Below are 13,956 nucleotides of genomic sequence, written 5' to 3'. Positions count from 1 at the left end.
TTCCTTAAGTCAGCGCTGTTGAGCCAGCTTCTTTGCAAACTGTCCAACCGCGAAGCCGGCCATTGGGGTCGGCTTCCCGGTCATGCGAATCCGATGACGGGATGCAGGCGGCTCACGCAGATGGCGTGAACCGCCCGGCGCACCCCGGCTAGCTCCGCATGAAGCCTTCGCACTCGCCCTCGGCCCAGGCGAGGGCCTGATCCATGGTCTCGCCGCGCGCAAAACGCAGCGCCATCTTGGTCAGCGTCGCCTGGAAATAGATCTGCTGCGCGATCTTGGGCGGTGCCGGGGAGGCCGCGATCGACAGCGTCTGATGCTTGTAGGGGTCGGGATAGTGAAACAGCGTTCCCTGCGGCGGTCCTTCCTCGGCCCATGTCTTGAGCTTGGTCATGTTGGCGTAGGCCGGCAGGTCGTAGCCGCCGCTGACCGCGACGAACTTCTCGATCGACGACGGCGAGGACATGTGAACGAGCAGGCTCTTGGCCGCCTCCTTGTTCTTGCCGAAGCTCCAGACACCCCAGAAGTAGGGCAGGTACGGTGCAAACCGGCCCTTCGGACCGGACGGGAAGCCGTGCGTCCAGCACTGCTCCGCAACCTGCGGCGCATCGCGCTTGGCGACGGCCCAGGCGCTCGGCGGATTGAGGATCATCGCGCCGCGGCCGGAGATCAGCCATTTGTTGTTCGACGCGTCGTCCCAGGACGGCGCATCCGGCGGCAGGAAGGCGATCAGCTTCTTGTAGAACTCCATGGCCTGGCGAACCTGATCGGTCTTCACCGTGATGTCGCCCTTGGCGTTGACGAGCTCGGCGCCGAACGACTGGAAGATCGCGCCGGCGGTGTCCACGCTGTCGGTGGTCTCGCCGAGACCGATGCCGAACGGAACGCCGGCCTTGTGGCAAGCCTCGGCTGCCTTCAGGAAGGTCTCCATGGTCCAGTTCTCGACCTTGGGCGGGCCGCCGGCCGGATACATCTCCTGCACGTCGATGCCGGCATGCTTCTTCATCAGGTCGATGCGGGAGCAGGGGCCCTTGATCTGGCTGCCGGGTGTCGCGGGCACTGCGAGCCATTTGCCGCCCGACTGACCGAGATATTTGACGGTGCCGTTCACCTCACCGTTCTGCTTGAGGAGCGGCTCCATGACGTCGTTGAGCGGCTCGAGATTCTCGGAATAGGCCTGCGGCCACCAGCTTGGCATCTGCAGGATGTCATGACCAGACTTGGCCTGGGCTTCGGCCGCAGCGGTCAGCTCGATCTTCTTGTTGTTGCTGGTGATGTAGTCGATGGAGACTTCGACCTTCTCCTTCGCGGCCCATTCATTGACGAGATCGGTCGAGGCCTTGTTAGCGCCCGGCACCCAATGGTCCCAGAAGCCGATCGAGAGCTTGCCGGCGGCGTAAGCGCCCCGGACATAGGGCGCTGTGATCAGCGCCGCGGAGGACATTGCAGTGGCAGCCACAAATTGACGTCGCGTCAGTGTCTTGCGTGACATCTCGTTTCCTCGCCTGGGTGTTTGTTGTTGGAGTTTCCTCTAAGACTTCTTTTCCGCGTTCTTGTTGTTGGATTTTCTTATTGATGCCGTCGGCCCAAGTTGAACAATTCACGCAGGCCGCAGCAAATTGGTAGCGCGATCAGATCATGATTGACCGCGTCTGTCGAGAAAGCCGAACGGCTCGCGCCTAGAACTAACGTTGCGTCCTCGAACGCGGCAGCGCTGTGCTGGTGGTGAGCTGCGATCGCTTGTTTTGCGACGCACACTTCGCGAGAACCGGCCTGGAACGATCCGTGCGCAATTACGCCGCAGTTTCGAATAAGCCTGCATAACCGCTTCGCGCGAAAGACTTTTCGGGCGTGGACAGCATTCGGCTGTGTCTGGACCGCGACGCGGCGGAAACGATAGAGTTGCAGCTGGCGGGTGACTCCGCCCCAACAGGCCAGTCAGATCGACGATGGAGACGAGAATGATCAACCGGGCGCCGTCTGTGCGGCTTCACATGCGGCGATGGCTCGCGCTGGGGGCCGTGCTTACGCTGCTGCTCGGTGCGGCCGCAGTGGCCCAAGCTCAAGGCTTGGTCAAAGGCGTTCAGGACGGCGCGGCGGCCGGAAACAAGGCGGCAGGTCCGGTTGGTGGCGTGCTCGGCGGTGCAATCGGCGGCGTGGTCGGCGTTTTCACCGGCGTGCTCGGAGTCGGCAACAACAATGGCAATCAGGCCCCGGCCGCCAAGGATACAGGCAAGGACGCCAAGCAACAGGGCGCGGCCAAGGACAAGGATGCCAAGGATAAGGATGCAAAGGGCGCCAAAGCAGGCAAGGGCGCCAAGGCGAGCAAGGAGGCCAAGAACGCACCGCAGGGCAAGGACAATAAGGATGTCACCGTCCTCACCCAGACCGGCGCGCCGCAGCAGACTGCCGAGCAGATCGTCGCCAACAGCGATTCCTATATCGAGCGGATCAAGACTCAGCTGAACCTTACGGCCGATCAGGAGAAGCACTGGTACGGCTTCTCGAGCGCAATGCACTACCTTGGGCATAATGGTGCAGAGCGGCTCAACTTGCGGGTTGCGCGCGCCAAGCGGGATCCGCCCGACGACATTATCGAGCAGATGCGCAACGAGGCGCAGTTCCTGATCGACCGCGCCGCCGACCAGCGCAATGTCGCCGACGCCGCCGAGCCGCTGTTTTCGAGCCTCGATGACAAGCAGAGGCAGGTCTTTATTCAGGAGATGGTGCGGCTGAGCCACGAGCGAGGATTGGATTGATCAAGTTGAATCGGATCGGGCGCGTGTGAATTAACGGCGCCCGCCACGAATTCGTGAATCTTCTCCGCAATTGAGTTATGATTAGTTTGGCAAGCTGACTGCGGGGTTGATATGGCGGACGGACTCTCCGTTTTCCTGGTCGAAGACGAGGCGTTGATCCGGATGATGATCGCCGACATGGTGGTGGAACTCGGCCACCACGTCGTCGCGGAAGCGGACAATGTCCGGGACGCGAGCGCGTTCGCCATGACCGCGCAATACGATATGGCTATCCTCGACATCAATCTGATGGGCGTTTACGTCGATCCCGTCGCCGATCTGATCGAACGTCGCGGAAAGCCGTTTATGTTCGCCACGGGGTACGGTCCGGAACTGCTGCCGTCCTTGCTCCGGCGCAGGCCGATCCTGCGCAAGCCGATCGCAATGGATCAGCTCAAGGCGATGATCGATTCCATGTTTCCGGGAGTCCCGGTCAAAGCGCCGCACTGAGTGACGGCAAGGCGCCGCACTGGTGACGGCGAAGACGCCGCACTGAGTGACGGCGAAGACGCCGCACTGAGATAGCCCAACGAAAATGGCCGCCCGTCAGGGGCGGCCATTTGGCGGTAGAATTTGTCGCGGTCTCACATCAGGCCGGCGCCGAGGTCGATGCCGTACGCCATCAGGCCGAACGAGGCGACCAGGCCCGTGCAGCAGAACAGCAAGATGGTCTTGAAGGACGAATCGGCGAAACGCGTTTCGACGACGGCCGGCATCGCGGCGATCGAAATCATGCTCATGTTCATTGCCCCCTTGTTGACCCTGAATTGCATCAGGTGAGGGAACCCTAGAGCAAAAAGTTTGACGTCGGATTGCGAGGCATCGTTAACGGAATCGCAAACAAATCTCGCGTTCGCAGCCGCCGTGATGGATTGCAAGTCTCAGTTGCGGCCGTTCTTCAGCACCCTGGCAATGGTGTGGGCCGTCATGGCCGCGCGGTCGGAAGCGCGCTGGGCAGCCAGCCGGTCTCGTGCCTTTTCCTCGATCAGAAGGTCGATCAGCGCCAGCCGCTTGTCTTCATCATCCGCCTCGCTCAGCAGGCGATGATAGCGGTGGTAGTCGAAACCCAAATCCTGCTTACGCATGTCACGCCCCCGCAACTACGCCACACACAAACACACGGCAGGATTGTTTCTCATCCGGAACACGCAGGCAAGCACGTTCCTTCGTGGAACCGCGCGTGCGCGGCAATCAGCTGTGTATTAATGGAACCATGAGCAGGGAGGACGACCGATTTCAGTTTGGATTGGAGTCGGCGAACATCTTCAGGCCGACGAAGCTCGCGTCTGGCTTGGTCACGAGCTTGGTCGGGATGTTGCGCAGATAGTCCTGGAAGCGTCCCTTGGCTTCAAAGCGCGCCCGGAACGCAGAGGCGAGCAGGAACTCGGGGAAGCGCGGCACGATTCCGCCGGCGACATAGACACCGCCGCGGGCACCGAACGTCACCGCGAGATTGCCGGCGACCGAGCCAAGGATGGCGCAAAACATCTCCAGCGTCGCGCGGCTGACGGGACAGGTGCCTTCCAGCGCGGCCTTGGTGATGGCGGCAGCGTCGCGGTGCGGCACCTGGGCGCCGTCAACATCAGCCAAGGCTTCGTAGAGGTTTTGCAGCCCGGAACCCGAGAGCGCGCCACGCTCGATGGAGACGTGGCCAAGGCGTCGGCGCAAGCACGCAATCACACGTTCCTCGCGCTCGTTCTCCGCCGGCAGGGTCGCATGTCCTGCTTCGGTGACGACGGCGAGGCGCGCGCCATGGCGTTCGACCAGACAGGAGACGCCAAAGCCGGTTCCGGGGCCGACCACCAGCCACGGCTCTCCGGGCAGGCCATCCTGTCCGCCGAGCGGGATCAGATCGGCAGGCCGTAAGGCGGGCAGGGACCAGGCCACCACCTCGAAATCGTTGAGCACATGGACGCTGTCGAAGCCGAGAGCCGGCTGCAGCTCGTTGCCGTCGATGACCCAGGGACTGTTGGTCATGACGCAGCGGTTGTTGGTGACGGGACCCGCCACGGCCAGCACGGCTCGTTGCGGCTGCTCGCCGCCGGACCGGCGCGCCAGCACGTCCGCGATGGCTTCCCGAACGGTCGGGAAGTCGGCGACCTTCACATAATCGATCGGTCCGGTCTGGTCGCCGTTGCCCAACTCGCCGCCCAGCTCGCCGTGGCCCAATTCGCTCCGGATCAGCGCGAAGCGCGCATTGGTGCCGCCGATATCGGCGAGAAGTATCTGTCCTGTCTTGCCGATATTCATGACTTCGTGGCCGCCGCCGCCTTGCGGCACGACAACCCTGTCCTCCAGTCCTTCGACCCGATCCGCGCAGTCACGGGCAGTGCGAGAATCCGCCCTTGGGTGCGCCTAGTCAACACGGACGAGGCCAAACCGTTGCATCATGGCGGTCTTCCCATGACCAATTCGCGCGGGGCTTCGCACGGCGCGGGCGGTTGCGAAGCTGTGCAGGAAGGCCGACACTCAGGGGACTTGCCCGGCGCCGGCGCGTCGGGCACATCGAATGAGACCAGCGATGAAGATTTCCGACCGCGACGTCCTGCTGGTGATCGACGTGCAGAACGATTTCTGCACCGGCGGGGCGCTTGCCGTTCCCGGCGGCGAGAAGGTCGTCCCTGCCATCAACCGAATCGCCCAAAAATTCGCCAATGTGGTGCTGACCCAGGACTGGCATCCGCGCGACCACGTCTCGTTCGCGCCGAACCATGCGGGCAAGCAGCCGTTCCAGGCCATCGAGCTCGACTACGGCACCCAAGTGCTCTGGCCGGCGCACTGCGTGCAGGGTACCTCGGGTGCGGAGTTCCATCGCGATCTCGACGTGGTCAGGGCGAGCCTCGTGGTGCGCAAGGGCTTTCGCCGTGGCATCGATTCCTATTCGGCGCTGTTCGAGAACGACAAGCGGACGCCGACGGGCCTGCTTGGATATTTGCGCGAACGCGAGCTGAAGACCGTGTTCGTCGCCGGCCTCGCACTGGATTTCTGCGTTCGCTTCTCGGCGGAGGATGCCCGCAAGGCAGGGTTCGAGGTCGCTGTCATCGAGGACGCCTGCCGCGGCATCGATCTCGACGGCTCGGTCGCCGCGGCCCATCGGAGTTTTCGCGACCTCGGCATCTCCATCGTGAGCCTCGAGGCGTTCCTGTGACAATCGTGAGATAGCCATGGTGAAGCAGGCCGGCAACCAGAGCGGCGCGCAGGGGCCCGTCCCGGACGACCCGCTGATGTGGTCGTTTGCAGCGGCGCGCCTTGCCATGGACAGCTGCTTCTGGTGGCTGGAGCGCGGTCCGGCGGAGCAGGGCGATAGCACTCTGCCCTGGACGACGCCGAGCACCGTCGCGCTGGAGCTCGCGACCATGCGCCTGCGCGATTGCTCGCAGACGCGATCCGGCCAGCCGGCGCTGGTCTGCGCGCCCTATGCGCTGCATCGGGCCCTTGTCGCCGATTTCGCCCCCGGCCACAGCGTGGTGCAGTCCCTGCAGACCGGCGGCATCGACCGGGTCTATCTCACCGACTGGCGGTCGGCGACGCCGGATATGCGCTATCTCTCGATCGACAGCTATCTCGGCGATCTCAACGTCGCTATCGACGAGATCGGCGCGCCGGTCGATCTGGTTGGCTTGTGCCAGGGCGGCTGGCTGTCACTGCTCTATGCGGCGCGCTTTCCGGCCAAGGTGCGGCGACTGGTGCTGGTCGGCGCTCCCGTGGATCTGTCGATTGAATCCTCGTTGTGCCGGCTCACCCGCAACGCGCCCGAGATGGTCTACGACCAGCTCGTCGCACGCGGCGGCGGCAATGTCCGCGGCGAGGAGATGCTGCGCTTCTGGTCCAAGGCGCCGGACCGCGACGACATCGTAACGGCGTTGCAGAGAGACCTGTCGGACGAGGAGGGCGCGGCGCTGCTCGCGCGGTTCGACCGCTGGAACGCCGAGACGCTCGATCTGCCGGGCAAATATTATCTGGAGATCGTCAACCGGATTTTCCGGGAGAACCAGATTGCTAGCAGCAGTTTCGTCGCTCTTGGCCGCACGATCGATCCAAAGGACGTCAAGGCGCCCGTCTTCCTGCTGGCCGGGCTCGACGACGAGGTCGTGCCGGCTGCGCAAGCGCTCGCCACCGCCGGTCTCCTCGGCACGCCGCCGGCCTTCATTGCGGCGGCGTCCGAGCCGAGCAATCACCTCGGCCTGTTCATGGGCGCGCGCACCCACGCGCACGCCTGGCCGCGGATCGCCACGTGGCTGCGCGACGATCTGTCCGGCGTGCTGGCCCGCAGCGCCTGAGCTAGCCAAGGTACCGGGCAGACCAAGGCGCTGGGCAGATGGCGCTGGGCAGACCACGACGCAAATCCGTTATGCATGACGGCGGATGGCCTGCACGGGACCGGGTCGATGGGCTACATAGGGTCTGGAGCTGACGGCTTCGGCAGCGAAGAGATTAAGGGTACTGCGCTCGATGACTTTCCACTCGATCTACGCCCACGGATTTGCGCGCGTGGCGGCCTGTGTCACCACGTCCCATGTCGCCGATCCCTCGGCCAACGCGAAGGCCGTGCTGGCGGCGGCCAAAGCCTGCCATGAGCAGTCAGTGGCGGTCGCGGTGTTTCCCGAGCTGTGCCTGTCCGGCTATGCGATCGAAGACCTGGTCAAGCAGGATCCGCTGCTCGATGCGGTCGAGCGCGGCCTCGTAGGCCTCGTCGAGGCCTCCGCGGGACTGATGACGGTCCTGATCGTCGGAGCGCCGCTGCGCTTTGGTCATCGCATCTGCAATTGTGCCGTCGTCATTCACCGCGGCAACATCCTCGGCGTGGTGCCGAAGACGTACCTGCCGACCTACCGCGAATTCTACGAAGGGCGGCATTTCGCCTCCGGCGCCGGCATGGTCGGAGAGACGATCGCGTTCGGCGGGCTGCATGCGCCGTTCGGCGTTGACCTCTTGTTTGCGGCCGAGGACGTTCCGGGCCTCACCATCGGCGTCGAGATCTGCGAGGACATGTGGATTCCGGTGACGCCGGCCTCGGAGCTGGCGCTTGCGGGCGCGAGCGTGCTGATCAATCTCTCGGGCAGCCCGATCACGATCGGCCGGGCGCGCTCGCGCGCGCTTCTGTGCCAATCGACATCGGCGCGCTGCCTCGCGGCGTACGTCTATTCGGCCGCTGGGGCCGGGGAATCGACCACGGATCTTTCCTGGGACGGCCAGACCTCGATCTATGAGAACGGCGTGCTGCTGGCCGCGGGCGAGCGGTTCCGCCAGGGCGGCCAGATCACGCTGGCCGACGTCGATCTCGATCTTCTCAGGCAGGAACGTGCCTCGATGGGGACGTTCGACGACAACCGCCGGCAGCGCGAGGCATTTTTCCGCAAGGTGACATTTGCCCTGAAGCCGCCGGCCGCCGACATCGGCTTCCTGCGCAAGGTCGAGCGCTTTCCGTTCGTGCCGAGCGACGAAAGCCTGCTCGAGCAGGATTGCTACGAGGCCTACAACATCCAGGTCGCCGGCCTCGTGCAGCGCATGCGCGCCACCGGCACCAAGCGCGTCGTGATCGGCGTCTCGGGCGGACTTGATTCCACCCATGCACTGATCGTCGCCGCCAAGGCGGTCGACCTGCTCGGCCTGCCGCGCGAGAACATCCTGGCCTACACCATGCCCGGCTTTGCCACCGGCAGTGAAAGCAAGAGCCATGCATTGGCGCTGATGCAGGCGTTGCAGACGAGTTGGCAGGAGCTCGATATCCGCACCACCGCGACGCAGATGCTGAAGGATATCGGCCATCCCTTCGGCAACGGCCAGAAGGTCTACGATGTCACCTTCGAGAACGTGCAGGCGGGCCTGCGTACGGATTACCTGTTCCGGCTCGCCAACCATCACGGCGGCATCGTCATCGGAACCGGCGATCTCTCCGAGCTCGCGCTCGGCTGGTGCACCTATGGCGTCGGCGACCAGATGGCACATTACAACGTCAATGCCGGCGTGCCGAAGACACTGATCCAGCACCTGATCCGCTGGGTGATCTCATCGAAGCAGTTCAGCGACGACGTCAACCGGACGCTTGGCTCGATCCTGGCCGCCGAAATCTCGCCCGAGCTGGTGCCGGTCGAGCCCGGCCAGAAGCCGCAGAGCACCGAAGCATCCGTCGGCCCTTACGAGCTGCAGGATTTCAACCTGTTCTACACGCTGCGGTTCGGCATGCGTCCGTCCAAGATCGCCTTCATGGCGCAGCACGCGTGGAAGGATGTCGCCAAGGGCGAATGGCCGCCGGCGTTCCCGAGCGACCGGCGCAAGGCCTATGATCTCAAGGACATCCGCCGCTGGCTCGAGGTGTTCCTGCGCCGCTTCTTCGCCTTCAGCCAGTTCAAGCGCTCGGCGATGCCGAACGGCCCGAAGGTCTCGGCGGGCGGCTCGTTGTCGCCCCGCGGCGATTGGCGCGCGCCGTCGGATTCGAGCGCGGCGGCCTGGCTCGAGGATCTCGAGCGGAACGTGCCGAACTGATCGAGGCGGCGGATCGTTGGGGAGATGATCTGATGTCGGCAGGGGATGGAGCGGAAGCGGAAGAGGCCAGGGTCGTCAACGGCCTCTACATCTTCGACATCGAGATGCGCGACGGCAAGCGCGGGCAGGCGAGGGGCGTCGTCGTGCTGTGTGACGGACGCATCATGGGCGGCGACAGCTATTTCTACTACACCGGCACCTACACCTTCCGGAACGGCAAGTGGCGGGGCGACATGATCGTCAATCAGCACACCGAAGCGGTCGGCAGGACGCTTGCGTTCGGCGGCAGGGAGGTCACCTGCGGCTTCTCGGGCGACTACTCCGCCGGCGGCGCGGAGGTCGAAGGCATGGCGCTGGTCGGCAAGACCACCGTGACATTCACGGCCCGCCTCACATTGAAGGACGCGATGTAAATCCGCGTGATCGGCCCTCGTTCCTGCTCAGGAACCTTCGCACCCACAGAGCGTTCGCGTCTGTTATTGCGAATTGTCGAGGAGAGGGACCATGCGTCAACACCTGATGTTATCGACCGCGGCCGTCGGGCTCATGCTCGCGTCCGGCATCGCCTACGCCCAGGCGCCCGGTGAGCGCAGAGACGAGCCAAAACGGACCGAGGAACCGGCGAAGGGCGCCGCGCCGCAGCGCGGTGGTGCAGCTCAAGAACGCGTCCAAGAGCGCGCGCAGGGCGCCCAGGAGCGACTGCAGGGCGCCGGCCGCGAGGAGAAGGGCGGCGGCCGCCGTGCGGAGGAAGAGAAGGGACGACCGGGCACCGCCGCTGAACGCGGCCAGCCCAATGCGAAGGAGCAGGCCCAGGAGTCCCGCGAGCCATCGCGAGATCGCAACCGTGAAGCCGACACGGCGAAACAAGGTCGCGAGACCGGCAAGAGCAGCGCCGAGACGAAGCAGGACAAGTCTGCGCCGCAGAAATCAACGGCCGAGTCCGAAAAATCCAAGACCGGTCCGGCTGGCCAGCAGAACGAGCGCACGGGAGCTGCGGCCAACCAGAAAGAGCAGAACCAGCCTCCGCGCAATGCCGCCGAGCAACAGCCGGCGCAACAGAACAACCGGCCGGCCACCGCGACGGACACGAACCGCGCAGCTCCGACCAACAACGCGCAAACCGCGCCTTCCGGCACGCAAACCAATCAAGCCAATCAGACCACCCAGACCAACACGCAGGTTGGTCAGCAGACCAGCGTGACCACCGAGAAGCAGGTGCGGATGTCTGAAACGGTGAGCCGTGCGCGGTTGGCGCAGCCCGAGCGCAACCTGAACATCTCGATCCGGGTGGGCGAGACGATCCCGCCGCGCGTGCGTCTCTACCGGCTGCCGCCCGAGATCGTCACGATCGAGCCCCAATATCGGGATTACGAGTATTTCGCGACCGATGACGACGTCGTCATCGTCGAGCCGCGGACGCATCGCATCGTCAGCCAGGTGCCGCGCGATCCGTCGCGAGCCCGCGCGCAGATGGGCGGCACGGCCTCGTCGAACGTGGCAGCCGCTGGCAGCGCAACGAGCAATAGCGTGAATTGTCAGATCATGCGGCGCGATGCGTCGGGCAATGTCGCCCAGGCAGAGCCGTCAACTGTCGGCTCGACCGCGCGCACGGATTCGCTGAGCGTGACGGTTCAGATGCCGGATGGCAGCTCGTCCACACCGGTCGCCCTTGGGGCGGCCGCCGGCAATATCGTGGTCGCGACGCAAGGGCAGGGCGACTGCACGGTGACGATCGAGCCGCAGACTCGCTGATCGAAAGACGACGCTGAAACGACAACGCGCCGCCCGGATGCCCCAAGGACGGCGCGTTGCTGCGTTCAATCTGAAAGTTTCGAGGTCCGGAGTGCCTAGGAGTCCGGACCTCGTCACCTTGCCCCAGCCTTCAATCCCCCGCCCCATGTGGTCCCCCAACCCCATGTAGCGCGATCAGAGGGTGATGCCCGTGGAAATGGCCGCCGATCGATGCACGCGATGTACGTGACATCGCGATAGGATTCCATTCCGGATCACTACGGACATAGATACCGCTTGCCATGTGCCCGTTCTGCATCGGTGGTCTGATGGCTGTTGCCTGTCCGCGGCACGCGATCGGCAGGATGTCCACATCTCCTCGGCGCCGCGCAACCTCGATTTCACGGGCCTGTCATTGAACTGGTCTAGCGCTGCTCCCGTCATCGCTGACGGCGAAGGAGCAAGCCATGTCGAAGCCGGTGCTGGGCGCCGCATTGTCCATCAAATCGATCCCCGCGCATCGCGACTGGCTTCTCGATCGGCAGCGCGATCTCGAAATCCAGGATTTCTTCCGCGCCGATCTTCTCGACAGCGATTGGCGCAGCACGGCGGGCGAGATCAAGCAGATGCTGTCGGGCCATACCGGCCGGCTCGGCATCCACGGTCCGTTCTGGGGCTTCAAGATCGACAGCCATGATCCCATGATCCGCCAGGCCGTGACCAAGCGCCTGCTCCAGGGCCTCGATGCCGCCGAGTTCCTCGGCGCGACGCAGATGGTGATCCATTCGCCGTTCACGACCTGGGATCACAACAATCTCGATCTCTATCCTGACAATCGCGGCAATCTCGTCGAACGCGTCAAGGCGACGCTCGCCGAGGTGATCGCCCGCGCCGAGACCATCGGCTGCGAGATCGTCATCGAGAACATCGAGGACAAGGATCCGCGCGACCGCGTCCGTCTCGCCAGGGCGCTCGAAAGTGCCAAGGTCCGCGTCTCGCTCGACACCGGGCATGCCAACTACGCCCACATCTCCACCGGTGCGCCGCCGGTCGACTATTACGTCGAGACCGCCGGCGACATGCTGACCCATGTGCATCTCCAGGACACCGACGGCTTTGCCGACCGGCACTGGGCGCCGGGCGAAGGCAACATCCCCTGGGTCGCCGTGTTCCGCGCCCTGGGGCGGCTGAATTCCAACCCGCGGCTGATCCTCGAACTTCGCAACCACGACGACGTCCGCGCCGGCGCAGCCCATCTCGCCGCGCTCGGTCTCGCCGAATAACCGCATCATCTGGGGCTAGCGCCATGAGCAAATTCTCCCGTCGCACCATCCTGAAAACCGGCGGCGCCGCCGCAGGCACATTGCTGCTGCCGCGTTTTGCCATCGCGCAGGGCGACAACCGTCCGTCGGTGACGATCGCCGTGCAGAAGGTGACGAATGCGAACGTGCTCGATGTGCTGCGCGAGCAGTCCAATGTCGGCGAGCGCGTGTTCTTCTCCTCGATCTGGGAAGGCCTGATCTCCAAGAACTGGCGCGGCAACCTCGAGGCCGTGCCCGGCCTTGCCACCGAATGGCGCCGCATCGACGACCAGACCGTCGAGGTGAAGCTGCGCCAGGGCGTCAAGTTCCACAATGGCGACGAGCTCACCGCCGAAGACGTCGTCTTCACCTTCAGCCGCGAGCGCATGTTCGGCGAGACCGAAGCGAAGAGCCGCTCGACCATCCAGGCCTTCGAGAAGATCCCGACGCCGCGTCCGGGCAAGGAATTGCCGCCGGACGTGCCGGCCGTCGCCCGCCGCATCTGGCCGGACCTCGTGCGCGTCGATGCCGTCGATAAATACACCGTGCGCTTCTACAACGCGACGCCCGACGTCACGATCGAGGGCCGGCTGTCGCGCTACGGCTCCGACATCATGAACCGCCGCGCCTGGGACGAATCCGCGAGCTATCTCGACTGGGCGCGCAAGCCCGTGACGACCGGCCCCTATAGGGTCGTCGAGCTCAAGCCGGACGTGTCGCTGACGCTGGAAGCGCACGACGAATATTGGCGCGGCCGTCCGCCGCTCAAGCGCATCCGCTTCCTGGAAGTGCCGGAGGTTGCCAGCCGCATCAACGGACTCTTGTCGGGCGAATATCAGTTCGCCTGCGATATCCCGCCGGACCAGATCGCCGGCATCGAGAAGAATGCCGCGTTCGAAGTGCAGGGCGGCACCATCCTCAACCACCGCCTGACCGTATTCGACAAGAACCACGCCCAGCTCGCCAATCCCTTGGTGCGCCGCGCCTTCACCCACGCGATCGACCGCCAGGCCATCGTCGACAGCCTGTGGGCCGGCCGCACCCGCGTGCCGAAGGGCCTGCAATGGGAATTCTACGGCGACATGTTCAACGCCGACTGGAGCGTGCCGGCCTACGATCCGAAGCTGGCGCAGGATCTGCTTAAGCAGGCCAATTACAAGGGCGATCCGGTTCCCTATCGCCTGCTCAACAATTACTACACCAACCAGGTCGCGACCGCGCAGGTGCTGGTGGAAATGTGGAAGTCGGTCGGCCTCAACGTCCAGATCGAGACCAAGGAGAACTGGTCGCAGATCATGGAGCGCGCGCCCACACGCGCCGTGCGCGATTGGTCGAACTCCGCCGCCTTCAACGATCCGGTCTCCTCGCTGGTCGCCCAGCACGGCCCGAACGGTCAGCAGCAGCAGATCGGCGAGTGGACCAATGTCGAGCTGAACAAGCTCTCGGAGTTCCTGGAGACCTCGACCGACCGTGCCGCCCGCAAGAAGGCGTTCCGCCGCATGCTGGAGATCGCCGAGCGCGAAGACCCCGCCTACACGGTGCTGCACCAGAACGCGACCTTCACGGCCAAGCCGAAGTCGATCAAGTGGAAGGCGTCACCGGCGTTCGCGATGGATTTCCGCGCCGGCAATTTCGAGGCGTGA

At 64.5% G+C, this 13,956-nt stretch carries 13 protein-coding genes; 9 read left to right on the top strand and 4 right to left on the bottom strand.

Annotated features, from left to right (window positions below; all coding sequences use genetic code 11):
- Positions 1-148: 148 nt before the first annotated feature.
- Positions 149-1,489: an ABC transporter substrate-binding protein gene (locus RAD10_RS19345; protein WP_091963592.1), complete on the bottom strand. Its 1,341-nt coding sequence runs from the start codon at positions 1,487-1,489 to the stop codon at positions 149-151.
- Between the two features lie 469 nt (positions 1,490-1,958).
- On the opposite strand from RAD10_RS19345, the gene RAD10_RS19340 reads away from it, so the two are divergent.
- On the top strand, positions 1,959-2,756 hold the full coding sequence (locus RAD10_RS19340) for a Spy/CpxP family protein refolding chaperone (RefSeq protein WP_461618794.1): 798 nt from the start codon (positions 1,959-1,961) through the stop codon (positions 2,754-2,756).
- A gap of 111 nt (positions 2,757-2,867) precedes the next feature.
- Positions 2,868-3,245: a response regulator gene (locus tag RAD10_RS19335; RefSeq protein WP_461618793.1), complete on the top strand. Its 378-nt coding sequence runs from the start codon at positions 2,868-2,870 to the stop codon at positions 3,243-3,245.
- Positions 3,246-3,379: 134 nt separating this feature from the next.
- Here RAD10_RS19335 and RAD10_RS19330 read toward each other — a convergent pair whose 3' ends face one another.
- The 3 genes from RAD10_RS19330 to glk all read right to left on the bottom strand — a co-directional run bounded on the left by RAD10_RS19330 (position 3,380) and on the right by glk (position 5,045).
- Positions 3,380-3,535, bottom strand: coding sequence for a hypothetical protein (locus RAD10_RS19330; RefSeq protein ID WP_461618792.1), 156 nt, complete (start codon positions 3,533-3,535; stop codon positions 3,380-3,382).
- Between the two features lie 141 nt (positions 3,536-3,676).
- Positions 3,677-3,880, bottom strand: a complete 204-nt coding sequence (locus RAD10_RS19325; RefSeq protein ID WP_028136378.1) for a hypothetical protein — start codon at positions 3,878-3,880, stop codon at positions 3,677-3,679.
- 151 nt (positions 3,881-4,031) lie between these two features.
- Positions 4,032-5,045, bottom strand: coding sequence for a glucokinase (gene glk / locus RAD10_RS19320; protein WP_461618919.1), 1,014 nt, complete (start codon positions 5,043-5,045; stop codon positions 4,032-4,034).
- Between the two features lie 259 nt (positions 5,046-5,304).
- Between glk and pncA the strand changes: the two genes are divergently transcribed.
- The 7 genes from pncA to RAD10_RS19285 all read left to right on the top strand — a co-directional run bounded on the left by pncA (position 5,305) and on the right by RAD10_RS19285 (position 13,956).
- Positions 5,305-5,943, top strand: coding sequence for a bifunctional nicotinamidase/pyrazinamidase (gene pncA / locus RAD10_RS19315; RefSeq protein ID WP_461618791.1), 639 nt, complete (start codon positions 5,305-5,307; stop codon positions 5,941-5,943).
- A gap of 16 nt (positions 5,944-5,959) precedes the next feature.
- A complete protein-coding gene (locus RAD10_RS19310) occupies positions 5,960-7,075 on the top strand; it encodes an alpha/beta fold hydrolase (protein WP_461618790.1) in 1,116 nt (371 codons plus the stop codon).
- Between the two features lie 172 nt (positions 7,076-7,247).
- Complete coding sequence (locus RAD10_RS19305; RefSeq protein ID WP_461618789.1) at positions 7,248-9,281, top strand: NAD(+) synthase; 2,034 nt, start codon at positions 7,248-7,250, stop codon at positions 9,279-9,281.
- A gap of 32 nt (positions 9,282-9,313) precedes the next feature.
- Positions 9,314-9,694, top strand: a complete 381-nt coding sequence (locus tag RAD10_RS19300; RefSeq protein WP_244550681.1) for a GrlR family regulatory protein — start codon at positions 9,314-9,316, stop codon at positions 9,692-9,694.
- 133 nt (positions 9,695-9,827) lie between these two features.
- Positions 9,828-11,033: a DUF1236 domain-containing protein gene (locus tag RAD10_RS19295; protein ID WP_461618788.1), complete on the top strand. Its 1,206-nt coding sequence runs from the start codon at positions 9,828-9,830 to the stop codon at positions 11,031-11,033.
- 446 nt (positions 11,034-11,479) lie between these two features.
- On the top strand, positions 11,480-12,295 hold the full coding sequence (locus RAD10_RS19290; protein WP_461618787.1) for a sugar phosphate isomerase/epimerase family protein: 816 nt from the start codon (positions 11,480-11,482) through the stop codon (positions 12,293-12,295).
- A gap of 23 nt (positions 12,296-12,318) precedes the next feature.
- A complete protein-coding gene (locus tag RAD10_RS19285) occupies positions 12,319-13,956 on the top strand; it encodes an ABC transporter substrate-binding protein (protein ID WP_461618786.1) in 1,638 nt (545 codons plus the stop codon).

It is taken from the genome of Bradyrhizobium sp. 23AC (assembly GCF_054863025.1).
This window is presented reverse-complemented; position numbering and strand designations above follow the sequence as displayed.